Here is a 23,793-nt window from a genome sequence, read left to right on the forward strand (position 1 = left end):
ACCTTAACGGTGGGGCCTTTCCGCTATTACTTTATATCTGAGTTGCTTGTTAAAGCGATCACAGCACTAATCATCACAAGAGATAACACTAAGCCGGTAATACCCACCCATTGCCAATGGCTCCAGAAATAGCCCCCAATAGCACCGATTAAGCTTGAACCGGCATAGTAGAACAGTAGATAAAGCGCAGACGCTTGAGCTTTATACTCACTACTGGCTTGGCCGACCCAGCTACTAACAATTGAATGGGCACCAAAGAAACCAAAGGTAAATAAACCCATTGCGGTAATAATAAGCCACAAGCCTTCAAATAAAGACAGCAGAACACCAATAAGCATCAATAGAAGGCAGAATAATAGAACAGGGCGTGGGCCAAAGCGGTCTGCTTTAGCCCCTAACCACGTTGAGCTAAATGTCCCTAGCAGGTAAATTACAAACAGCCAGCCGATGGCCGCTTCGCTTAGCCGATAAGGTTCAGCCTGTAAGCGAAAGCTAACATAGTTGTAAAGGGTTACCAGGCCACCCATCAGCAGAAAGCCATGTAGGAATCGCCCCAGTTGAGGGCGATGACTCAGGTGATAGGTAAAGCCTCTAATGATCACTTGAAGAGATAAGCTTTGGGGTGAGAAATGCCGAGATGCCGGTAAGGCGAAGGCAAATATCAGGCTAAAAACCAAGCTGATTGCCGCAAGCACTTGCAGCGCCAAATGCCAATTATAAAGCTCGGTTAGTGAGCCGGTTAAGATACGACCTGACATTCCCCCCACGGTAGTACCGCTGACATACAGTCCCATCGCAAGGCCGCGACACTCTTGGCTAAATTCTTCGTTTACGTAGGTCATTGCGATAGAGGCTAGTCCTGCTAAAGCAAAGCCCTGTAAGCCTCGAATAATCAGCAGTAAGCTGTAGTGCTGAACAAACGTCACCACAAAACCTAAAAGAGAAGCTGTGATTAACGCAGTAACCATCACACTTTTACGCCCTACACGATCAGACAGCCCAGGTGTTAATAGCAGTGCCACAGCAAGAGACGCGGTAGCCACGGAAAGGCTTAAACTGGCGGCGGTTGGTGATATTGCAAATTCACGGGCTAGTAAAGGCAGTAAAGCCTGTGTGCTGTATAAGTTAGCAAAGGTGACAAAGGCACCGGCAAATAGTGCAAGGCTGGCTTGCCAAAAAGTCGTTTGATGGCGTTGAATAGCATTATTTAAGGGCTGAGACATAACCATTTCCCTGATGCGAAATAAGCGGGCGAGCAAACGGACGCGAGCGCAGATTGTATCTCTTTGGCATAGCCATTAACCGACTAACAAATCACTCGATGAGTCACTAAAAGTCGTTAGCCGATTAACAAAAGATCCGTCTGTTAGGGGGCTTATTGGGTTTTAAACTGTCGAGCCATCCGTTGAAGGTCTTGGCTTAACGTATCTAAAATTTGACTGGCTTCTGCACGTTCTTCACTGGCTTGAGCGGTTTCATTTAGGGTTTGTTGTAAGGCTTCACTTTGCTGATGCAATGCGCTTACTTGGCTGGATTGCTGTTCCGATAATGAGGCAATAGAGGCAATCTGCTGACGTGTTGCTCCAGCACACTGATTAATATGATGCAGGGCTTGGCGCGTTTTTTCTGCTTGCTGTAGTGTTTCGCTAGACTGATGCTGTAACTGGCTCATATCGGTACAGGTCTGTTGTACTTCGTCGCCAATGGTACGAATAATACCAACAATTTGTTCGGTCATTTGGTGGGTGCGACTGGCAAGATGGCGAACTTCATCGGCAACGACAGCGAACCCTCGGCCATGCTCACCGGCTCTGGCTGCTTCAATAGCCGCATTGAGCGCTAGAAGGCTTGTTTGATCTGCAATGCCCTGAATATCATCCGTAATTTCAGAGATACTATGGGTGCGTTCACTTAAGCCTAATACCTGATCAGAGCACGCTGCTAGCCGAAGGGATAGGCTCTCAAGGGCTTGATGGGTTTGCTCAATATCCTGTTGTCCGGCAAGGGCTGATTGGGCCGTTTCCTCGCTGGCGAGACTTGCCTGTTGGGCGTTGTGGTCGATGGCTGCAATCTGGTCGACCAGTTGGTTTATCGCATTGTTGATCGAATGTACGCTACTTTGTTGCTGTTGGGCGTTAATCACACTTTGTTGGCTATTGGTGGCCAGCTGCCCACTAGCGGAGGCTAGACTGTCGGTATTACGCGCTAGTTGCTGAATCATATTTTGCAGCTTAAGCATAAATTGATTAAAGCTGTTCGCGATGCGACTGAGTTCTGGCCCACCCTGCGCTGGTAAGCGTACCGTTAAGTCACCATTACCTGATGCGATATCGGTTAAACGGCTATTGAGCTGTAGTAGTATTTTTCGGACATTCTGGCTGACCAATATTGCCAAGAATAAACCGATAATAGCGGCAACGGCACTGGCTCCCATTAAACTCGACCGTGTTTTTTGAGTTAAAGCTTGAACCGTATTGCTTGTATCATCTAATAATAAAACGATGCCCTGATTGAGCGTTAATGCAGCAGCGGTAATTTTTTCACTAGTGGCATCAAGCTCTTGCTGAACAGATAGGCGATCGTGCGTAAGCTGACGGCTTTCCGCAATAATGGAATCCATGCTGTCTAGTGATGCCTTAAGTTGCTCTGTTCGTCGCTTTAAGATGGCATTGATGAGCGGAAGATCCAATCCTTGTAACAGTACCTTCGCTTCGTCTAAATAGTACTCAGCGTCGCCCAGTAAGGCTTCATCGCGGTGGGTTAAATATTGGTGTAGATAAATGCGTGATTGTTGAAAAGCGGCTTGTAGATCACTGACGATCACCACTAAATCGGCCTGATTAGCAGTGCTGACTTGAGTGATTAGCTTCTTAATGGCTCTGTCGGTGCCTCGGGAAGCAGATTCTAGGTTTTCCCGTAGATTATACTGTTGGCTCATATAACCAATAAGCTGTTCACTAAAAAGCTTAGAGTAGACTTGGCTTAATTGCTGAATACGGTTCAACACCGCTTTTTGCTCTGCATTTTGCATATACGGCAGAAGTGCCGCGAGGTTTTGGCTAAAGGCTTTTTCTCGGGTAGCAAACTCATCCAGCATAAGAGGCTGAGGGTTTTGCTGGTAGTTAAGCACTAAAATTCGCTGACCTGTCAGGTATTCACTAATAGCCTGAGCCTGTTCTGTGATCGGGGCTATTTGAGTGGTTGCCGCAGCCACATCACGATCAATGCGATTTAACGAGAGCAAAGCAATCACGCTGACCGAGATCAACAACAAGAGAACGGTGATTGGAGAGATCAAAACTCGACTGGTAATCGATAGTTGATTAAATCTTAGTGTTTGCATTGGGAATGCCGTCTAGGATAGGTTCGACCAAGGTCATATATGAAAATAAGGAGCGTTATACTGTCAATAAAAATAAGAGCGTTATAGTACCGGTAAAAACAGAGCGTAATGTAACGATTTGTAATGATGTTTTGCTTCGTTTTTGCTAATTAAAGCCATTGTATTGCTATTGTGTTGATAAGCGGCTTTCTTCCTCTATTATCGAACTATTCTTTTTCTATTCGATCTGACCCTGTTCTATTCTCTTTATCTATTAACTAACGTTATTACTGTAATTGTAATCAGGTATACTGCTGTGACATTTTAGGATAGAGCTTTTGCTCTTATTTTGCTTTTAGGCTCTGGGGAATCTTGACCTATGTTTTCTGTCTGCTGTGCTAAAGCCAACCATGAGGTTCACCGGTCTAATCATAAGGTTCACCGGTCTAGTGAATCGCTTGTTCTACTGGCCGAAGAAAGGATTAAACCGGCGGGTGTGTTAATCGGGCGATCGCGCTTAGCGCTGTTTTTTGTTGTGCTTTTTATGGCGTTTTCAGCGTTATACAGTGTGCCGGTGAATGCCTCTGTGGATAAGTCAGCGGACGGGGCAGACCGGCAGGCGCTTTATAAAGACCTCCCATTAGATGTCACTCATATCGGTGAAGTCAGTTACGACGATGGCAATACTGTTGGTATTCGTTTTTCAGTGCCTTTGGATGGCTCTCAGCCTTTTCAGTCGTATGTACAGGTGGCGAGCCAACACTCAAATTGGGTTTTGTCGGATGACGGTTTGTTTCTTTACCTGCTGAATCCAAAACCAGAAATGAGTTATGAAGTTTTGGTTTCAGAAGGTTTAACCGCTGCCAACGGAAAAATACTGAGCAAGTCCTATTCAAAAACGATCCGCTTAAGTCCTGCCCCTAAGATTGTGCGTTTTTTAAGTGACGGGCACTACCTGCCTCTGGGTTCTCACGCAGGTTTACCCGTACAAAGCCAAAATGTACCACAGGCTAACGCCAGTTTTTTCCGTGTAGATAGCCGTGAAGAATCCCTGCGTACACTGCTCAGTTGGAAACGCCATAGCGCTACCGAGGGCTATTACCGGCTGAATGAGATTGATGAGCTAATAGAGCTTGTTTACGAAGCCCGTTTTGAGTTGAACCCAACAGAGAACAAGCTAAAAACCGTTAATCTTCCGGTGCAGGATATTCAAGCTTTACAAGAGCCCGGTGTTTATCTGGTTGTGATGCGAGACCCTAACCGTTTTGATAATACTCTTTCGGTAAACTGGTTTAGCGTTACGGATCTTGGTGTGCACGTACGGCGTTATCAAGAGGCGATGGATGTTTATGTACATCGACTGTCTGATGCAAAGCCTGTGGTGGGGGCTAGAGTTGATCTTTTAACTCAAAATGGCGAGCACAACCGCTGGTATACCACGACCGGTATGGGCAAAACACATATTCCCTATCAGGTAGAGCCTTATCGACAAAAAGCCTTAATGGTCCAAGAAGGTGATTCGTTTACACTGATGCCGCTGAATTCATCACCGCTGGATCTATCTCGTATGGGGATAGGGACACGTCCTTTTTATGAGCAGGAACTCTTTATCTATTCACCAAGGGATCTGTACCGAGGCGGTGACACGGTAACGATTAATGGGTTACTGCGAAATGAAGATGGACAGGTTTTTTCTTCTGACCACGGATTAAATAACAGCATTTCAAATACCAAGCTGATGCTAACGCTGACCCGCCCTGATGGACAAAAGGTAAAGAATCTAAGCTGGGAAAGCAGCGGTAATGGTTTTTACACTTTCGATTACCCTTTAGCGGCGGATGCGAAAACCGGTAATTGGCAGGTTAATGTTAAAGGCCCAGACAATCAGGTATGGCGCTACAGCTTTAAAGTAGAAGACTTTATGCCTGAACGGCTGAAAATTAGCTGGAATCCCGATAACGCATCAAGCGTGCAGCTTGCTGATAAACCACTGAGTATTAAGGTGCTAGGGGAATATCTCTATGGCGCGCCTGCGGCGAATAATCGGTTTGAGGCCGCGTATCAGATTAAGCCATCGGTGCATCCTATTCAGCAATGGCCGGATTTCTTCTTTGGCCAGCCGAACAATCAGGATTGGAATCAGGCGTTTTCCCGCAATAATTTAAGATTGGCCGGTGATGGTACGCTAACGCTGAATGAACCATCTGTTTGGCAGAAAACGAAGATCCCGCTTCAGGCGCAAATCACCGGCAGTCTATATGAAAGCGGAGGCCGCCCCGTTGTGCGTCGTTATACACAACAACTGCTACCCGCGCCCCAGTTAGTTGGTGTACGACCGCTGTTTGATAACAAGGTTGCCAGCAATAGCTTGGCTGAGTTTGAGCTGATCTATACCAATGCCCAAGGCAAACTGCTGGCCCAGTCTGACCTGACGGTCAAAGTGGTGAATCGCACCCGTAAAACCTACTGGCGTTTCAGTGATAGTCGAGGCTGGTACAGTACTCATACCGATCAGGATATTACAGAATTGACTCTGCCGGTTTCTATCGCCTCAGGTGATAAGGCCAAAATAGAGGTTCCGGTTAATTGGGGGCAGTATCGTCTAGAGATAACCGATAACAGCACAGGACTTGTCACCAAGCTACCCTTTGAAACCGATTACTGGTGGGGAGATCAGCCGCAAAATAGTGCGTTCCCAGATCAGGTTGCCTTGGCTCTTGATAAAGCCGCTTATAAAGCCGGAGATCAGATAAAACTGACCGTTACGCCGCCATCTGCAGGTGAAACCCTTATTCTGGTTGAAAGCGACCATCTGTTGTGGTCAAAGCGAATTAGTACGCCAAAAGAGGGGCGGGTGATTGAGATTCCCGTTGATAAAAAATGGAGCCGTCATGATCTTTATATTACCGCTTTACATCTGCAGCCCACGGACAGCAAGGCGCGTATCACGCCGACGCGGGCGATAGGGGTTATGCATTTGCCGCTGGATCGCCACGAGCGCCAGCTGGATGTAAGCGCAGCGTTACCTGACAAATGGTTACCCAATCAAACGGTATCTGCTCGTCTTAAAATTGCCGATAGTGCGGGTCAGCCCGTCAAAAAAGCCTGGGTAACTCTAGCGGCTGTTGATGTGGGTATTCTGTCTATTACGCGCTTTGAGGCACCAAAACCTTTCGAGTTCTTCTTTGATCAGCGTCGCTATCAGGTCGGACATTATGATATGTACGGTGATCTAATCGAACTCAACGATGAGCAAAAAGCCGGTATCGCCTTTGGTGGGGATGGCGGCTTAACCCGCGGTGGGGATTTGGCGCGCTCTGAGGTGCAAATTGTCTCCCTCTATTCTGGACGGGTCGAGGTGGTTAACGGTGAAGCTGTCATCCCTTTAGATCTGCCAGACTTTAATGGCCGCTTACGTCTTATGGCCGTTGCCTTTGACGATAATCGTTTTGGCCATATGTCTGAGGATATTACTGTTGCGGCACCTATGGTGACTCAGCTATCACTACCGCGCTTTATTGCCTCTGGAGATCACTCCATGGTGGCGCTGGATGTGACCAATTTAAGCGGAGCGACCCAAGAGATCACCATCGCCTTCTCCGCAACAGGGCCGGTGCAGTTGCATGGCAAGGCTTTAACACAAACCTTAAGCCTAAAAGATAAAGAAAAGCGCACGTTTAGTTACCCGTTCAGCGTTGGCAGTGCTCTGGCGAATAAAGGCGTTTTATCGAACAAGGACGATGCCTCGTCTGTTAAGGGTGGCCGTATTGAGTTTAATGCCAAGGTAACCGGTATCGCAGACTACCCGATTGATCGTCGTTGGGGGTTGGTTAGCCGTCAACCTTATCCGGTTAGCACCCATGCCCAAAGTGAAGCGTTAGCACCGGGGGAGACCATAACCCTGAACCCCGCTTTACTAGAGAGCGTGCAGCCGGAAAGCCTAAAGATCGCCGCAGGAATCAGCAATACCGTCCCCTTGGATGTCCATCGCCATCTAAACAACCTTTTGCATTATCCCTACGGTTGTCTAGAGCAGACGATTAGCAGCACTTACCCATGGCTGTATGCCCTTGATACTGGGACGAGCAGTGAGACCTTCTCCCCCGCTTATCGTCAAACAGCCCTATCTGCTGGTATTGAACGGATCGCTAAGAAGCAAAAAAGCAATGGTGGTTTTGGCATGTGGTCGGCCACGGATGAGTACGAGCAGCATTGGCTAACTGCCTACGCTGGTCATTTTATGAGCGACGCGATGGACGCAGGGGTTTCGGTTGATGCCGGAATGCTAGAGCGTACCTTAAAACGGCTGCAGGATTACACCCGTGGACGGGGTAATCTACGTGAACGTTGGTCACCGGAGCCTGATCAATATCGTTTTGCCTACCAGGCTTATGCTCATTATGTTTTAGCACGCCATAATCGAGCTACCTTGGCTGATATTCGACAGTTGGCGCAAAGCGTTGGCGATACGCCTTCGTTAAGTCTGGTTCATCTGGCTATGGCGGCTAAGTTACAAGGGGATAAGGGCTTAGCAAATCAGTTGCTGGCGCAGGCTAAGAAAGAGGAAAGCTGGCGCTATATTGGTAACTATGGTTCAGATATTCGGGATAAAGCTCAGCAAGCGCGTTTACTGGCCGAGCAAAACCTAGACGGCGGATACGTTCAAACCTTGACTCGTTCAGTGAGTACTGAGCTAAAAAAACGTCGCTATTTGAGCACTCAGGAGCAGGTCTCTGTCTTTCAATTATCAAACGCCCTAAACAACAAAACCGGCAAACTATGGCAGGCTGATCTGCGCTTAGGTGATGAAATTCGCACAGTTCGCCACGATGGCGCATTCTACTTAACCCGTACAGGGGATGATTTGTTGAAAGGTGCCTCTATTACCAACCACAGTGACGGGGTGCTTTATACTGATTTCTCTGTGCAGAGTTCACCTAAAACGGCTCCGCCGGCATCAAGCCAAGGTGGCGTGACTGTCAGCCGCCGGTTTATGGATGTTCAAGGCCAGCCGTTACCTGTCCGTAATGGAAAAATTGAACTGCAAACCGGCGACCGCGTTTTAGTGAGCCTAGTGGTTCAAAGTGATCAATTCCGCTCTGATCTTTTACTGGTGGATCTGCTACCGGCAGGCCTTGAGTTAGAAAATCAAAACCTGGGGGATTCTCTAAAACTGAATGAGATCAACGTAGATGGTCGTTCATTAGAGGCATGGGTAAAAGATGCCGATATTCAGCATCAGGAATACCGTGATGATCGTTTTGTTACGGCGTTAACCAGCGGCAAAGATGGTCGTTGGGGTGATGATGAAACAACCCAGATTTTCTATTTAGCACGGGCGGTTACTCCGGGCCGTTATCAGATTCCAAATACACTGGTTGAAGATATGTATAACCCCGAAGTGAGAGCTATTAGTGATAGCCCCGGCTTGCTTGTGGTTTCTCAGCCCGATGATCAATAGAAAAAGTATGAGTAGCAAGATAGAGCGATGAACCCGCGCCGAACGATCATGATGGCGATTGTTAGCACTGCCTTTGCCGTGCTGGCTTTGATGTTGATATTGACATTACTGGACAGACGCTACCCTTTGCCTTTGCCGAAAGCAGGGCAACAGGGGTTTGCTCAGACAGTGGTTGATCGTCACCAGCGCCCCCTGCGTATCTTTGCTGATCATCAGGGGTTATGGCGCTATCAGGTCGGGCTTGATCAGGTTTCACCGGATTACTTTAAGGCGGTACTTGCCTACGAAGACCGTTGGTTTTATTACCATCCAGGTATCAATCCCTTTGCTATTATCCGTGCTGCTTGGCAAAACTGGCGCTGTGGCTGCATCGTCTCTGGTGGCTCGACGATTACGATGCAGGTTGCTCGTCGGCTAGATCATCATGAGCGTACGCTTTTGGGTAAGCTGCATCAGCTGTTGCGAGCGTTACAGCTAGAGTGGCATTTAACGAAGGATGAAATCCTGACCCTCTACCTGAACTACGTCCCTATGGGCGGGGTTATTGAAGGGGTCGAAGCCGCCAGCCGCCTGTATCTTGATCGTTCTGCATCGGAATTATCCCTCGCTCAAAGTGCTCTATTAGCGGTATTGCCGCAGGCTCCCTCTCGGCTAAGACCTGATCGCTATCCTTATAGAGCCAAGCAAGCGCGAGATAAAGTGCTAAAAAGAATGTTTGATTTTGGCGCAATAGATCAAGAGCGTTATCAGAGAGCAAAGCTTGAAGCGGTGGTGGCATGGCAGCCTGATATTCCTCTGTTAGCACCCTTGCTTGCTCGGGAGCTACATCAACGGCACCCTCAGCAAGCGGTTATTCACACCACCTTGGATGCCGATATTCAGAGCGAACTGCAAACACTCTTACAGGAAGAGATACAGGTTTATCCCACAGGACAGTCCGCGGCCATTTTAGTGGCCGACAATCAGAATCAAGAGGTTATCGCCTATGTTGGCTCCGCAGACTTCTTAAATCAGCAGCGTTTTGGCTCGGTCGATATGGTGCAGGCTATCCGCTCGCCGGGCTCAACGTTAAAGCCATTTATCTATGGCTTGGCCTTGGAAGAAGGCTTGATCCATAGCGCCAGTCTATTAAGAGACACCCCCCGTTATCAAAAAGAGTATCAGCCCCAGAACTTTGCCCGTGCCTTTTCTGGTGCCGTTGACACCCATACGGCATTGCGACAGTCCCTTAATCTGCCTGTCGTGCAAGTGTTGGAGGCGTTGACGCCTGAGCATTTTGCTGCCGCTTTAACCAATGTTCGAACGCCCTATCGTATGCCTATGGGGAGCCGGCCCAATCTAGCCATGGCATTAGGCGGTGGCGGCTTTAACCTTTGGGATCTGGTGACGCTTTACGGCAGTTTAGCCAATAAAGGGCAGGTGGCGCCTCTTCATGTTCTTAATAATAAAAAAATAGCTCAAGAGCAACGCTCTAGTCGCTGGCTAATGTCGGAGGAAACCGCTTGGGTCGTCGCGCGAATGCTGCGTAATCCACGACCCGATAATAGCCATAATCCAGCAATACGGGAGCAGGCACCGGGGGTTGCGTGGAAAACCGGCACCAGCTACGGCTTTCGTGATGCATGGGCGATAGGCGTAACACCTAAGTTGACGATTGGTGTTTGGGTGGGGCGTCCTGATGGTACGCCTTCTCCGGGGTATTTTGGTGCTATTACGGCTCTGCCGATTCTGTTTCGAATTCAGGATTATCTGGATGCTTATCCTCGCTGGCCCGAGATGCCTGACCGAGTACAGCAAAGAAGTATCTGCTGGCCTTTAGGGCAACTGGCTGAAGAGACAACGCCAGCCCATTGTCATGTGGCTCATCAAGCATGGATTATTCGTCAGCAAGTACCGCCGACGTTAAGGGACATCACCAGCGATGGCCTGCAACCTAGCCTTTTAACGGTACGGGTGAATAGCAAAGGTGAGCGAGTAAGTTACGGCTGTGTCCCTGATACTCGCCAAGGAGCAACAGCATCGTTAAGAGACGCAATGCCATTAAAACTCGCACTTTGGCCCCAAGCCGTAGAACCCTGGATCGCAAAGCGCTGGCGCTTTAGCGAACAGTTACCACCGTTGGCCGATGCTTGTCAGCAGAGCGAAGGGCTGGCAGCCCCTTTACATATTGTTGGACTAAAAAGTGGTGAGCGCTTATTGCAGCCCCTACCATCGACTCAAATAGAGCTTGAGGTTTTCGCCACTGGCGGGCAAGGTCAGCGGGATTGGTTTCTCAACGGGCGTTATCAGGGCAGTAGTGAGCAAAATACTCCCATTAGGCTACGCTTTGATCAAGTTGGCAGCTATGAATTGGTGGTGTTGGATGCTCAAGATCGATTAGATCGCGTTAATATTGCGCTTGAACCAGCCTCTAAACGTTAAAGAAATAACTTGCTTAAGAGGTGCATTTGGAGAGCGGCTATTGAACTTGTAAAAAAATACCCCCACCTCATCAATACTCTGATTTATAATGTCGAGCACTCTAAGTAGATAACCCAATCACGGGCTATTTGAGTAACTTAGAGCAGATTTATCTGCTTATTTAAGGATTTACTTTGGAATTGATGTTGAATACCCCGCTGCTTGTTTTGGCGTTAGCATTTATTTTGCTTCCTGCACTGTATGCGTTTTCATCTGAACTGATATCACCAGCGGCTCGCTATCTTGATGCAGGCTTTAGTCAACGTCTTTCGGCTCTTTCTGTACAGCAAGGTTTGTCGGTTATTGGGCTTATTATTTTAGGGGCTGGGTTCTTTCTTACGACGTTAGAAACATTGTCGCCCATTATTTTTTGGGGATTAATTATTGCCATTGGCGTTTTACAGATGCCGTTGTTTTGGCTGAGAAATGTTGATCTGCGCCAAGCCGTAAGAGGGATTAACTGGCCGGGTGCGAAGAAGCGTAATGCCCAGTTACAGACGCTATTGTTGATTCAAATTATTTTGACACTGATGGCTTTTGCTGTGGGCGTAGAATGGACGGGCAGCGCACAAGCGGCATAATATCCGCCCGATTTTATACGACCTTAGAAATATCACCCTGATCAATTTGAGGAATGTGTTGTGAGTCCAGAGCGCTTTATCAAGATAAAAGAGGTCTTGAACCGCCGCCAGCCAGACCTAACGGTAATCACTGATAATGTTCACAAACCCCGTAACCTGTCGGCTATTGTGCGCACTTGCGATGCGGTAGGCGTGCCTTACGTGCATTCCGCTGATCCTGATGGTGGTTATGGCACCTATCATGGCACCGCGAAAGGCAGTCACAGCTGGGTTAAAGTGCATCTTTATGAGGGGGTTGAATCGCCCATCAAGACACTACAGGCAGAAGGTTTTAAAGTTTACGCGGCAACTTTTACCGATCGGGCCGTGGATTACCGTGAGCTGGACTACACCCAACCCTGCGCTATCTTGATGGGAGCGGAGAAATTCGGTGTGAGCGATACAGCGGCAGAATTGGCGGATGAACATATTATGATTCCCATGATGGGCATGGTGGAGTCCTTCAATGTCTCCGTCGCAGCGGCTATTATTTTGTCCGAAGCCCAGCGGCAGCGAGTAGATGCAGGGCTTTATAATGAATCCCGCATGGATGCTGACGAGTACCAGGCCACACTATTTGAATGGGCGCAGCCTAAAATCGCCCAGTATTGCAAAGAACGTCATCTAGAATACCCACCCTTAACCGAAGAGGGTGATATTGAAAACCCCTCTGAATGGTATCAATCGGTGCGGGTTATTCGGGATCAGGTACGGGAAAAGCGACAAGCCGTAAAAGCCGTTATCTCTGAAGCGGAAGCTCGGTATGAGCCTATAGATTAAGATCTTAAAAGAGAGCGCCATTAAGAACGGCGTATAACCTCGGATATAACCCTCAACGGTTGATTATTCAATCTTGGGGGGGAGCTTCCAGTTGAATTGACTTTCAATATAAGCCTCCGTCCCAACGATCTACTCTCAAGGTTTATAGGCTAGGGCATGGGGCATCTTCGACACAGGTTGATAAGCCCCCCAAACAATCCCGCTTTAGCTACGGCTTTGCTGTTTTTTTGGGTAAAGCCAAAAAGCAAACCAGCGAGTAAAGCGTGGCATTAATATATAAGACATTAAAGGCATTAAAAAACCAGTGATAATCATTGTTCTTAACAAGAGGGGGACTGGCTGCAATAAATCACCAAAAACTAAAAAAATTATCGATACCGCAGGATAAAGTGCTAACCAACTAACTAAGGTCATTTTATATTTAGGCGGTGGTTTAACAGGGTTTTGTCCTGGCAAGGTAAACCAAGTCACCATCCCTGAAAGCACTTCAGTTTTAGCTGGCTCTATTAAAAGCTCTTCAAAGTTATCCAAATATGCCAAACGTTCTGCTGAATTTTGCCACTTTTCTAGATCAGCTGGGGTTCTAAACTTAAAAACAATACGGTATTCAGGATCATCCGTTGATGCAGGACGAAACATATTACTACCTAGATGACCCTGGAATTTAGTTGCTGCCTCAGACATAGCTGTACTTAATTTTTCAAACTCGACTTCACAACCCGACTTAACTCGTCTAGAAACAACAACAGTTACAACATTGTCAGGGGTTTCATTGGTTGAATATACATGTCCCATAGTTTTTCTCTTTAGATAATATTTACTGTCGCTAGGCTTGCGAAAGGCCAGCGACCATTAAACTTTGGTTACGTGTCATAGTTGCTACCGCTTGGTTTAAACCTAAAGCAGTTTCAGCATCTGTGACTGACCGATTAGTAATTTCTTCTAGTTTAATTACCTTTTCATCAATCGCAGCAGTGGCTAAGTTTTGTTGTGTATTGCAGTCTTCTAAGCTAGAGATTTTATGCATCAGCGTAGCGACAAACTCTAAAATATTATTAAATGATGAACTTGCTTTTTCTATCTGCTCAACACTTTTTGCTGATAACGCCTTCTCATCACTCATCGTTTCCAAAATTGAATTAGTTGCCTCTTGTAGCTCACCAATCATTGTTTGAATATTAACTGCTGACTTTTGTGTTTCGCCTGCCAGTGCTCTTACTTCATCTGCAACCACAGCAAAACCTCGACCCGCTTCACCAGCACGAGCTGCTTCTATCGCTGCATTTAAAGCTAAAAGGTTAGTTTGCTCAGCTACATTTTGAATAACTGCAATAATTTCACCAATTTTATTACTGCTGACTGCTAGCTGATCGAAGTAACCTTGGCTTTGTTGTATTTTTTCTGCCAACTTATAATTACTTTCTATCGCAGTTTTTAAGGTATTTTTACCAAGCTCAACCTGCTCTAGAGTTGCTGTAGAAGCATCTGCACTTTCCTTATATTGAACATTCATTTCTAAAATGTTTTCTTTCAAGTTGCTGCTAGCTAATGAAAGGTCTCCCAAAGTATCTTTTTGATTTTTTATATCTTTAAATATACGTGTCATGCCATTCATAGTATTTTCAGCACGTGTAAGGATTTGATCCGAGGTGTTTTGAAACCTATGCATTAATGCTTTAGTTTGCTCTTGCTGCATAGACAAAACCAATGTTAGTTGGCCAATATCATCAACCGTATTGGTATAAATTAACTGTTTAATAGGGTGATAAACTATTTTACGACTTTCTTCTATCAGTGTACTGAGTGGGTTTAGAATAATTTTCTGTAATATAAATAAAAGCAATGCACTAGAAGAAAAAATACCAATGGTTAACAGTGGCTTAGTATTAAAAATATTACTAGCTATTAGTGGTAATAAAGAAATCAGAGACACTAAATAAAGCTTTTGCCAAGTTTTATTCAAAGGGTTTTTAAGTCGCCAAGGCATCTTCCCTGCTTTTCTTAACGTATAAATATCACTGGCTCGTTGCGTTACACTGGCACTAGCCTCTTGCATAATACAGTGTAGCTCAATAACCTTACCTGCCTCAGTAACAGGTACAACATAACAACTCACCCAAAAAGCTGCTCCTCTTGCCTCTAACTGCAAAATACCTAGCCAAGGTCTACCTTTACTAACCACGTACCAAAGGTCTTTATAAGGGCCTTCAGGCATTTGTGCATGTTTAAGCTTTTGAAAGTTAAGTGACTGAAATTCATTTTTTGTTAGCCCAAACTTTTCCCGAGTTTTACTGCAAGTGTACCTAATGACACCTTCAGGGTTCATTAATAGTATATGGCTAGTATTTTTTTTATTATCCATAGCTCTATCTGTTACCTTAAAATAAAAAAACAAAAAACGGGTTAATTAATAGCCATATTTTGTAAGATTTTATTTTATTTACCTAACTTTTTAGCTGAAGAACCACCCATGCCAAAGTGTTGCTTAGGCATTTCAGTAACAATAACCCTAACCACTTCTCTGGGTGCGTCTAGTGTTTTCACCATAGCTTCAGTAATTTCAGAAATAAGTGCTTCTTTAACTTCATCACTACGACCTTCTAAAATATACAACTGTGCAATAGGCATACTTACCTCCTAATAAATAATTAACAGATCAAAAATAGGGCTAAAATGGACTCGCTTTTAGCCCTATTTAAAATTAAAAAACTTTGGTTAAAGAAGCACGAATTACCCTACCGTCACCAGCAAAATTCTCATAGCTATACTCTTTGTAGCCTGCAATATCAGCACCTAACATAAGGCTTGGCCAAAACTTCCCTAATGATAAACCCAGAGCATTACGCTCTTCCTTATTAGAACCAGACATTTCTCTAGTAATGTAACCAATAACACCCACATCTAATGTGCCATAGCTTTTACCTAAGCCCCATTCAAAAGTAAGATTATCTTCCACTGTTACCCCACCATTTTTATCACCATTAATTTCATAACGGCCTAAACCACTTAAAGTAATGTCACCTACTTGGTTTAACTTATAAGTACCACCAAAGGTCAGCATAATACCATCATGACCTTGGCCCACCTTGTCTTTGTCACCCGTTTCAGCCCAGTAGCCCATGCCACCCACGGCATCCCACTGCTTACCATGCCAGCCAATAACACCACCCAAATACAAATCACCTAAACCAGATTCACTTTTAACCGTTACTCCACCTGCTTTAACTTTTTCATTAACCATAGGTAAAATGGCTTCAAGAGTTAAATCACCACCTAAAAACTCTTGCGGTGTTACCCAAATAAGTCTATGTGCTAAAGCATTAACGGTTACATTTGCATTATCATCCACATCATAATTAACGTAATAACCCTTATAGTAAACACCAGGCGGAGGTACAGAACTAGCTTTTACGCCCTCTATACCGGGTACATAATGACCAGCAAAAACTGGAAGTGATAAACAGGATGAAGCAACAGCTAATGCTGCGAGTTGTTTTATTTTCATTTTATAAACTACCTTTTTATTTTTATTAGTGCTATTTCTTATAGTATTAGAACATCCCTGTTCTTTTGTTTGTTAGTAGTAACTAGTTAAATAAATTTTGCAGTAATACTGCCTAAGTCTTGGTAGCGGATATTAATAGAATCACCTCGGTTAACCGTAACAGCGGCTGTAATACCACCCGTCATAATGAACGTGCCTGCTGGAATCTCTTCGCCACGCTCACCCATCATGTTAGCCAGCATGGCAACCGAAGCTGCTGGGTGGCCTAATACCGCAGCACCGGCACCAGTAGCGACAATTTCGCCATTAATTTCCATGACAACACCTAGATTCTTAATATCTACATCTTCTAAGAGTGCCATACGGCCACCGGTAATAAAACGGCTGGAACTGGAGTTGTCAGCAATCACGCTTTTTAAGTCGAACTTAAAATCTTTGTAGCGTGAATCAATTACTTCTACGGCTGGAATAATAAAATCAGTGGCTCTTAACACATCACCAATATGGATGCCTGGACCTTTAAGCGGGGCTTTGGTTACAAAGGCAATTTCTGCTTCAATTTTTGGATGAATCAACTCATCCATTTTGATTTCACCGCCTTCTGGTACGCTAAAGTAGTCGGCTAGGTAACCATAACAAGGTTGTTCAACACCCATTTGTGCCATTTTTGCCCAAGAGGTTAAGCCCATTTTCATACCAACAACTTTATGACCACGTGCCACTTTGCGACGACGCACTTCCCACTGCACATCAAAAGCATCACGATAGGTCATGTCGGGATATTTATCGGTAACCTTGGTAATTTCTTGTTGCTTAAGCTCTGCATCTTCACAGTAGGTCGCTAGCTCATCAATTTGAGCTTTAGTCAGTTTATTTGTATTTTCCATTAGATTAACCCTTGTTCTTTTGCCATGGTTAAAGCTAGGTCTTCAATCATGTCTTCTTGTCCACCCACGGTACCACGACGACCCAGTTCTACGAGTAGGTCACGGGCAGAGATACCGTAGTTTTCTTCGGCACGCTTAGCAAAAAGTAGGAAAGAAGAATAAACACCGGCATAACCTAGTGTTAGTGAGTTGCGGTCAACACGAACCGGATGATCCATCAGAGGAACAACTAGGTCTTCTGCAACGTCCATAATTTTGAATAGATCAATACCCGTTGTTACATCCATGCGATCTAGCACAGCACAAAAAACTTCTAGCGGTGTATTACCCGCACCGGCACCTAAACCCGCAACCGAACCATCAATGCGAGTAGCACCAGCTTCTATGGCGGCTAGCGAGTTAGCAATGCCCATACCTAGGTTGTGGTGTCCATGAAAACCTACTTCGATATTGTTAGGCAGTTCGTTACGCAGCAGCCCTATGCGAGCAGTCACATCATCCGGCAGCATATAACCCGCTGAGTCAGTGGCATAAATGCAGTTAGCACCGTAGCTGATCATCAACCTAGCTTGCTCCAGAATTTTTTCTGGGCGGATCATGTGCGCCATCATTAAAAAGCCCACAGTATCCATGCCCATTTTTGCGGCTTGGGTAATATGCTGTTGGCTCACATCAGCTTCGGTACAGTGGGTTGCCACGCGAATACTGGTGACACCACAGTCTTTAGCCATGTTTAAATGATCAACCGTTCCAATACCCGGTAACAATAAGGCTGAAATTTTAGCCTGCTTCATTTGGGGAACAACGGCTTTTAGATACTCTTCATCGCTGTGTGCAGGGAAGCCGTAGTTAACTGAAGCACCGCCTAGGCCATCACCGTGAGTTACTTCAATCATTGGCATACCCGCTTGGTCTAAGCCTGTGGCTATGCTCACCATTTCTTCGAGTGAAATTTGGTGGCGCTTAGCGTGCATACCATCGCGTAGGCTCATGTCGTGGAGGGTGACTTTTTTACCTTGTAAGTTCATTGGGTTTCTCCTAGCCGCGAGCGGGTAATGTGATGGACTGATTCGCTGCTTCTTCAGCAAACATTTCTGCGGTACGCAGGGCAGCAGCGGTCATTATGTCTAAGTTGCCTGCATACTTGGGTAGGAAGTCGCCTAGGCCTTCAACCTGCATAAAGCAAGACACACGGTTACCATCAAACACTGGGCCATTTACCAAGGTGTAACCTGGCACATAGCGCTGCACTTCTTTAACCATGGCATGAATGGATTCAGTAATAGCAGCTTGGTCGGGTGCGGTTTCGGTTAAGCAATGTACGGTATCGCGCATCATTAAGGGTGGCTCGGCAGGATTAATAACAATGATTGCCTTGCCTTTTTTAGCACCACCCACTTGCTCAACACCGCTAGCGGTGGTACGAGTAAATTCATCAATATTAACGCGCGTACCAGGGCCAACTGAGCGAGAAGAAACAGTGGCAACAATTTCGCCGTATTCAACCGGCTGCACACGAGAGATAGCTGCGACCATAGGAATAGTAGCTTGCCCACCACAAGTCACCATATTCACGTTCATGGCTAGGTTTTTGGTTTGTTCAACTAGGTTGACGGGCGGTACACAAAAAGGACCAATCGCCGCGGGCGTTAGGTCAATCATAATCACGCCTAGTTCATTCAGCTTACGGCTGTTTTCAGCATGAACGTAGGCTGATGTGGCATCAAAGGCAATGCGGATATCATCTTTAATAATATGTTCTAACACACCATCCACACCAGTTGCACAGGTTTTTATACCCATGGCTTCGGCACGTTTTAAACCTTCTGAGGAGGGATCAATTCCCACCATCCAAACGGGTTCTACCCACTCAGAGCGTTGTATTTTCATCAACAGGTCTGTACCGATATTACCTGGACCAATAATGATGGCTTTTAGTTTTTTACTCATATTAATGCCTGATTTTATTAGGTGAAGTGAGGCTTAAAAAATGGTGCTTAAACAAAACGTACCGAAGCGTTACCCATACCGCCAATACTTAGGCTCATGTGGTCACCGGCTTTGACTGGTACTAAGGGTACGAGTGAACCCGAAAGAATCACTTCACCCGCTTTCAGTGGAATTCCAAAGTGGCCTAAGGTATTAGCCAACCAAGCAACACAGTTGACTGGACTGCCTAACGCCGCTGCGCCTGCACCCGTACTAATCACTGATCCATTTTTTTCGACCACCATACCGCAAGTCGCTAGGTCGACTTTTGTTGGGCTAACGGCTTGATCGCCTAAAATAAATAAACCACAGGAAGCATTATCAGCTACCGTGTCTTGGATTTTTATTTTCCAATCTTCAATGCGTGAATCCACCACTTCAAAGCAAGGCATTACACAGTCAGTGGCCGCTAACACATCGGCATTAGTAACACCGGGACCCATTAGGTCTTTTTTAAGAATAAAAGCAATTTCACCCTCAGCACGGGGCTGCATCAGCATTTGGCTGATCGGCATTTCTTCCCCCTGGTTAAAGGCCATTGTATTGGTTAAATAACCAAAATCGGGCTGGTGAACATTGAGCATGTCTTGCACAGCTTTGGAAGTAACGCCGATTTTTTTACCAATAATGTGTTCACCTGCGGCTAGGCGACGCTCTAGCATGCGCAGTGAAATTTGGTAGGCATCTTCAATGCTCATAGTCGGATGGCGTTCGGTTAAAGGGCCAATCGCTTTGCCTTCAACCATGGCTTGGTACAGCTCGTCACCACAGCTTTGTATCAGTTCTTTGTTCATTAATGGCTCGCCTATAGCTGGGTTATAATTTAATTAGAATTTTGTGTTTAGAATTTCGTGTTTAAAGTTTAATGCAGATATTTTTCATTTCGGTATAAAACTCCATACCGTGCACACCACCTTCACGACCAATACCTGATTGCTTAGCACCACCAAACGAGGTGCGTAAATCACGAAGGAACCAAGCGTTAACCCAAACAATGCCAGCTTCCATTTGTTCAGCAACACGAACTGCACGAGCAGAGTTTTCTGTCCAAATCGCTGCAGCTAAACCGTAGTCGGTATCGTTAGCGAGTGCGATGACTTCATCTTCACTATCAAAAGGGCGGATATGGCAGCAAGGTCCAAAGATTTCTTCACGCATAACACGGGCATCATCGGCTAAACCTGTCCAAATGGTAGGCTCTATCCAAGCACCATCATTAAGCGCTGCACCCATATCAGGAATACCACCACCAATTTCTACCTTAGCGCCTTCTTCAACCGCTAAGTCATAGTAATATTTAACTTTTGATCGGTGTTCTTGGCTTACCAAGGGGCCAAAATTGGCTTGTTCATCTTCAGGTCGACCCAGCTTTAACTTAGCTACTTCTTCTTTCATGCGGGCTAAAAATTGATCAAAAATTGGGCGTTCAACATAAACACGCTCAGTACCTAGACAAACTTGCCCACAGTTAACAAAGGCAGAACGCATGGTGCCTTCTACTGCTTTTTCAATATCACAGTCGGCAAAGACGATACTGGGATTTTTACCACCACACTCTAGTGATATATTTCGTAAACCCACTGCCGCCGCTTTCATAATGGCTTCGCCCGTACGGGTTTCACCCGTAAAAGTAATGGCGTCTACATCCGGGTGAGTGGTTAAAAATTCACCGGCTGAATCAGGGCCAAACCCGTGAACAACGTTAAATACTCCCGGTGGAACACCGCACTCATTCATCACTTCACCCAAAAGGGTGGTGGTCATAGGGGTTTCTTCAGAAGGTTTAACAACCACGGTGTTACCGCAAGCCAAGGCAGGGCCCACTTTCCAAGTCATGAGTAATAGGGGTAGATTCCAAGGAGCAACAACAGCAATAACGCCCTTGGGTGTGCGGTGGCCAAAGTTCATTGCGCCTTTACCGTCTGGGGTATCCATGCGGAAACCTTCGGTGGGTAAGTTAGCAGAGGTTTCAGTAAAGGCTTTAAAGTTGGCTGCACCACGTGGAATGTCTATATGTGCTGCAATCGAGCGAGGTTTACCTGTATCAAGGCACTCAGCTTCTAGGAATTCTTCAAATCGCTCATTAATGCGATCGGCTACTTTATTAAGCAGTTTAGTTCGTTCAACCTGGGTGAGTTTACCCCAAGGGCCTTTAAGTGCTGCTTTGGCTGCTTTTACTGCTGCATCAACTTCTTCACGGCCTGCTTCATATGTTTTACCGAGCAGACTGTTGTCGACCGGACTACGGTTTTCAAAGGTTTTACCACTGGCCGATGCAACGTATTGACCATTGATAAAGTGCTTAAATTCTTTCATAAATTTTTCTCTTACTAAACTTATCCAGTCATTAAATAATAGGGTATCAACCACTAGGGTTGATACCACGGGTTTTACTAGGTTAAAGCCGTTAAAAAACGCTCATTCAATTCACGGGTGTGATAGAAAATTGCTTTACCTAACTCTTCGACTTTCCATGTAATGGTTTTGTGATCTGGGTAGAAGTAGCTACCACCACAGAAAACTTCACTACGATTACCTGAAGGGTCAAAGAAGTAAATTGTTTGTCCATGAGTTAAACCATGACGGGTAGGCCCAATATCTAAAGAAGTGTTGGTCATGGTAATTAAATCCGCAGCACGCAATACATCTTCCCAAGTATCTAGATAGAAAGAAGCATGGTGGAACTTGTTCTTTTCTTCATGCTTGATAAAGGCTATATCGTGCTCTTTCATAGAAGCCGTTAAGAATAAAGCAGCTTTATTACCTTCAGGGTCTAGTACTTGTTCAGCTAAGCCAAAACCCAGAGTTTCAAATAACTTTAAGTTGCCTTCTAAATCATCACCGTAAAGTAGGCAGTGATCAAAACGTGTTGCTTTCATACCTTTTAAACCGCGTGGCCAGGCTTCTGGGTTAACATCACTGATCCCCCATTTGCCGGTTTGCTCTTTAGTGGCATAAAGTTCAAACGTATGACCAGTCGGTGCAACAAACTGCATACGACGCCCACAGTCTGGTAGATCGCCAGCAGGGATTTCTTTTACTTCAATACCCAATTCACGCACATCAGCTGCAAGGGTATCTAAAGTGGCTTCATCAACACATTTAAAGCCCATAAAATCCATACCTGGCTCATCTGCTTCACGAAGAATCACTGAATATTTATCGACCTCTGTCCAGCCTTTTAGAAAAACACGGCCTTGATTATCACGACCGGTTTCAATTAGACCGAGTAGCTCAACGTAGTGTTTAACCGCTTCATCCATATCTAATACACGGATCTGTACGTGGCCTGGGCGCATTACACCTTTTATCATTTTGACTTCCTCTTTTTGTTTTTATATTACTTGTTGTATTTACTACTTTTTTAATGGGAAGTGATCCGACTCAAGCTCTAGATCACTTAAAGGTGTTAGCCGACAAGCTAAAGCAAATCCCAAGGCTGCTTCTTCTTCACTAATATGGGCTTTACTCATTCGCTTAGTCTGGTAATCACCTTGCAGAACTTTGACTTTGCAAAGTCCACAACCTCCTCCTCGACAACCCACATCAATGGCACGTTGATTTAGTTTTTCCATAGCCATCAATAGGGGTTCACCTTTAGGTACCTTGAACACCTGTTGACGGTTAGTAACAGATATTTGGCAAGCATTTTCTATGGCCATAATTAACCCTTCAGCTAGTTAAATACGCTTAAGCCTATTAAATACGTTTAAAAAGAGCCGATCTTGAATCAGCCGTTGCACCATCTGCCGCAGTTAAAAATTTCTCCATATGGATATCTGCTTCAAATACCCGCCCCTGCATTAACATAGTGATGGCTGAATCAATCATAGGTGGTGGACCACACAAATAAGCTTTATGGCCAGACAAGCGGCCTTTAAAATGATCATTCGCTGCTTCATGTACAAAACCACAAAAACCTTGCCAATCATCAGTTTCTAAGGGTTCATTCAAGGCTGGAATGTAATGAAAATTACTGTACTTTTCAGCCAAAGCATCTAATTCAGATTTTTTGTACAGCTCAGCTAAATTTCTTGCACCTTGAAAGAGGTAAATCTGTCGCTTATCACCTGTTTCAAGTAAGTCACTAATCATTGATAGCGGGCTTGATAAGCCAGAGCCCCCAGCAATAAAGATGACATCCTTGTCATCAGTCTTACGAACAAAAAACTGTCCATAAGGGCCTGAAACTTTTAATTCATCACCCAGTTGCATGGTTTGATGAATCCAACTGGTACCTTTACCTTCAGGAACAAGCCTTACATGCAAATCAACATAGCTTGAATCTGTCGGTGAGTTAGCGATTGAAAAGGCTCGACTTCCTTCAACACTAGGTAAGTTAAGGTTCACATACTGACCCGCCTGAAACTGCATAGGCCGATCTAGTGCGAGTCGAATACCTTTAATAGTGGGCGATAGCTCTTCTATAGAAACTACCTTTGCTTGGTAATCTTCTATTTGATAACCAGCAAAATCTGGATCAACATCTATATCAGCTTCAATAACCAAGTCAGACTCAGGTAAGGCACAACAAGCTAAAACAACACCTTCCTCACGCTCCATATCCATTAGTGCAAAAGGTGATGCAGCTCCAACATCAACATCGCCTTCTAGCACCTGTACTTTGCAAGTACCGCAGGTTCCATGCCCGCAAGCAAAGGGAAGCCAAACTCCCTGTCTTAATGCTGCATCTAATAGGGTTTGTCCTTCTTCTACTTCAACCACATCGCCTGTTGGTTCCACTGTTACCTGGTAGGACATAATCTTCT

The 23,793-nt window shown here is 45.4% G+C and carries 18 protein-coding genes; 4 read left to right on the forward strand and 14 right to left on the reverse strand.

Annotated elements, in window-relative coordinates; genetic code table 11:
• Positions 1 to 26: 26 nt before the first annotated feature.
• Together G517_RS0109090 and G517_RS0109095 are read right to left on the reverse strand one after the other, a co-directional pair.
• Positions 27 to 1,223 (reverse strand): MFS transporter, encoded by a 1,197-nt coding sequence (locus tag G517_RS0109090; protein ID WP_036591029.1) that lies wholly within the window; start codon positions 1,221 to 1,223, stop codon positions 27 to 29.
• A gap of 152 nt (positions 1,224 to 1,375) precedes the next feature.
• The gene (locus tag G517_RS0109095; protein ID WP_028304152.1) at positions 1,376 to 3,343 is read right to left on the reverse strand and encodes a methyl-accepting chemotaxis protein; all 1,968 of its coding nucleotides are present in this window, start codon (positions 3,341 to 3,343) and stop codon (positions 1,376 to 1,378) included.
• Between the two features lie 358 nt (positions 3,344 to 3,701).
• Between G517_RS0109095 and G517_RS0109100 the strand changes: the two genes are divergently transcribed.
• The 4 genes from G517_RS0109100 (at position 3,702) to trmH (ending at position 12,643) form a co-directional block, all read left to right on the forward strand.
• Positions 3,702 to 8,783, forward strand: a complete 5,082-nt coding sequence (locus G517_RS0109100; protein WP_028304153.1) for an alpha-2-macroglobulin family protein — start codon at positions 3,702 to 3,704, stop codon at positions 8,781 to 8,783.
• A 27-nt stretch (positions 8,784 to 8,810) separates the two neighbouring features.
• Positions 8,811 to 11,204 (forward strand): penicillin-binding protein 1C, encoded by a 2,394-nt coding sequence (pbpC, locus tag G517_RS0109105; protein WP_036591031.1) that lies wholly within the window; start codon positions 8,811 to 8,813, stop codon positions 11,202 to 11,204.
• Positions 11,205 to 11,377: 173 nt separating this feature from the next.
• Positions 11,378 to 11,824, forward strand: coding sequence for a hypothetical protein (locus G517_RS0109110; protein ID WP_157833178.1), 447 nt, complete (start codon positions 11,378 to 11,380; stop codon positions 11,822 to 11,824).
• A gap of 60 nt (positions 11,825 to 11,884) precedes the next feature.
• On the forward strand, positions 11,885 to 12,643 hold the full coding sequence (trmH, locus tag G517_RS18495) for a tRNA (guanosine(18)-2'-O)-methyltransferase TrmH (RefSeq protein WP_084632149.1): 759 nt from the start codon (positions 11,885 to 11,887) through the stop codon (positions 12,641 to 12,643).
• A 204-nt stretch (positions 12,644 to 12,847) separates the two neighbouring features.
• Here the strand turns inward: trmH and G517_RS18500 are convergent, their stop codons facing one another.
• From G517_RS18500 to G517_RS0109175, 12 genes are all read right to left on the reverse strand, one after another.
• A complete protein-coding gene (locus G517_RS18500) occupies positions 12,848 to 13,438 on the reverse strand; it encodes an antibiotic biosynthesis monooxygenase (RefSeq protein WP_036591032.1) in 591 nt (196 codons plus the stop codon).
• 31 nt (positions 13,439 to 13,469) lie between these two features.
• Entirely contained in the window at positions 13,470 to 15,005 is a 1,536-nt protein-coding gene (locus tag G517_RS0109125; RefSeq protein ID WP_028304156.1) for a methyl-accepting chemotaxis protein, read from the reverse strand.
• 74 nt (positions 15,006 to 15,079) lie between these two features.
• Entirely contained in the window at positions 15,080 to 15,271 is a 192-nt protein-coding gene (locus tag G517_RS0109130; protein ID WP_028304157.1) for a 2-hydroxymuconate tautomerase, read from the reverse strand.
• Between the two features lie 73 nt (positions 15,272 to 15,344).
• Positions 15,345 to 16,148 (reverse strand): SphA family protein, encoded by an 804-nt coding sequence (locus G517_RS0109135; RefSeq protein WP_028304158.1) that lies wholly within the window; start codon positions 16,146 to 16,148, stop codon positions 15,345 to 15,347.
• An 86-nt stretch (positions 16,149 to 16,234) separates the two neighbouring features.
• Positions 16,235 to 17,035: a 2-oxo-3-hexenedioate decarboxylase gene (gene dmpH, locus G517_RS0109140; RefSeq protein ID WP_028304159.1), complete on the reverse strand. Its 801-nt coding sequence runs from the start codon at positions 17,033 to 17,035 to the stop codon at positions 16,235 to 16,237.
• Complete coding sequence (gene dmpG, locus G517_RS0109145) at positions 17,035 to 18,063, reverse strand: 4-hydroxy-2-oxovalerate aldolase (protein WP_028304160.1); 1,029 nt, start codon at positions 18,061 to 18,063, stop codon at positions 17,035 to 17,037. Before dmpG ends, dmpH begins: the two co-directional genes overlap by 1 nt.
• Before the next feature lie 10 nt (positions 18,064 to 18,073).
• Entirely contained in the window at positions 18,074 to 18,985 is a 912-nt protein-coding gene (locus G517_RS0109150) for an acetaldehyde dehydrogenase (acetylating) (RefSeq protein ID WP_028304161.1), read from the reverse strand.
• Positions 18,986 to 19,032: 47 nt separating this feature from the next.
• Complete coding sequence (gene dmpE, locus G517_RS0109155) at positions 19,033 to 19,818, reverse strand: 2-oxopent-4-enoate hydratase (RefSeq protein WP_028304162.1); 786 nt, start codon at positions 19,816 to 19,818, stop codon at positions 19,033 to 19,035.
• A gap of 61 nt (positions 19,819 to 19,879) precedes the next feature.
• The gene (locus tag G517_RS0109160) at positions 19,880 to 21,340 is read right to left on the reverse strand and encodes a 2-hydroxymuconic semialdehyde dehydrogenase (protein WP_028304163.1); all 1,461 of its coding nucleotides are present in this window, start codon (positions 21,338 to 21,340) and stop codon (positions 19,880 to 19,882) included.
• 77 nt (positions 21,341 to 21,417) lie between these two features.
• Positions 21,418 to 22,338: a catechol 2,3-dioxygenase gene (locus tag G517_RS0109165; protein ID WP_028304164.1), complete on the reverse strand. Its 921-nt coding sequence runs from the start codon at positions 22,336 to 22,338 to the stop codon at positions 21,418 to 21,420.
• A 42-nt stretch (positions 22,339 to 22,380) separates the two neighbouring features.
• Positions 22,381 to 22,686, reverse strand: a complete 306-nt coding sequence (locus G517_RS18505; RefSeq protein ID WP_036591033.1) for a 2Fe-2S iron-sulfur cluster-binding protein — start codon at positions 22,684 to 22,686, stop codon at positions 22,381 to 22,383.
• A 37-nt stretch (positions 22,687 to 22,723) separates the two neighbouring features.
• On the reverse strand, positions 22,724 to 23,785 hold the full coding sequence (locus G517_RS0109175; RefSeq protein WP_028304165.1) for an NADH:ubiquinone reductase (Na(+)-transporting) subunit F: 1,062 nt from the start codon (positions 23,783 to 23,785) through the stop codon (positions 22,724 to 22,726).
• Positions 23,786 to 23,793 lie beyond the last annotated feature (8 nt).

This window comes from Oceanospirillum maris DSM 6286, assembly GCF_000422865.1.
Taxonomy (GTDB): domain Bacteria; phylum Pseudomonadota; class Gammaproteobacteria; order Pseudomonadales; family Halomonadaceae; genus Oceanospirillum; species Oceanospirillum maris.

Excerpts from the sequence above, each read along its gene's own strand:
- G517_RS18505 (WP_036591033.1), bottom strand. The coding sequence starts at position 22,686 with ATGGCCATAGAAAATGCTTGCCAAATATCTGTTACTAACCGTCAACAG.
- G517_RS0109160 (WP_028304163.1), bottom strand. The coding sequence starts at position 21,340 with ATGAAAGAATTTAAGCACTTTATCAATGGTCAATACGTTGCATCGGCC.
- G517_RS18500 (WP_036591032.1), bottom strand. The coding sequence starts at position 13,438 with ATGGGACATGTATATTCAACCAATGAAACCCCTGACAATGTTGTAACT.
- dmpH (WP_028304159.1), bottom strand. The coding sequence starts at position 17,035 with ATGGAAAATACAAATAAACTGACTAAAGCTCAAATTGATGAGCTAGCG.
- G517_RS0109175 (WP_028304165.1), bottom strand. The coding sequence starts at position 23,785 with ATGTCCTACCAGGTAACAGTGGAACCAACAGGCGATGTGGTTGAAGTA.
- G517_RS0109165 (WP_028304164.1), bottom strand. The coding sequence starts at position 22,338 with ATGATAAAAGGTGTAATGCGCCCAGGCCACGTACAGATCCGTGTATTA.
- dmpE (WP_028304162.1), bottom strand. The coding sequence starts at position 19,818 with ATGAACAAAGAACTGATACAAAGCTGTGGTGACGAGCTGTACCAAGCC.
- G517_RS0109150 (WP_028304161.1), bottom strand. The coding sequence starts at position 18,985 with ATGAGTAAAAAACTAAAAGCCATCATTATTGGTCCAGGTAATATCGGT.
- G517_RS0109135 (WP_028304158.1), bottom strand. The coding sequence starts at position 16,148 with ATGAAAATAAAACAACTCGCAGCATTAGCTGTTGCTTCATCCTGTTTA.
- G517_RS0109095 (WP_028304152.1), bottom strand. The coding sequence starts at position 3,343 with ATGCAAACACTAAGATTTAATCAACTATCGATTACCAGTCGAGTTTTG.
- dmpG (WP_028304160.1), bottom strand. The coding sequence starts at position 18,063 with ATGAACTTACAAGGTAAAAAAGTCACCCTCCACGACATGAGCCTACGC.
- G517_RS0109090 (WP_036591029.1), bottom strand. The coding sequence starts at position 1,223 with ATGTCTCAGCCCTTAAATAATGCTATTCAACGCCATCAAACGACTTTT.
- pbpC (WP_036591031.1), top strand. The coding sequence starts at position 8,811 with ATGAACCCGCGCCGAACGATCATGATGGCGATTGTTAGCACTGCCTTT.
- G517_RS0109130 (WP_028304157.1), bottom strand. The coding sequence starts at position 15,271 with ATGCCTATTGCACAGTTGTATATTTTAGAAGGTCGTAGTGATGAAGTT.
- G517_RS0109100 (WP_028304153.1), top strand. The coding sequence starts at position 3,702 with ATGTTTTCTGTCTGCTGTGCTAAAGCCAACCATGAGGTTCACCGGTCT.
- G517_RS0109125 (WP_028304156.1), bottom strand. The coding sequence starts at position 15,005 with ATGGATAATAAAAAAAATACTAGCCATATACTATTAATGAACCCTGAA.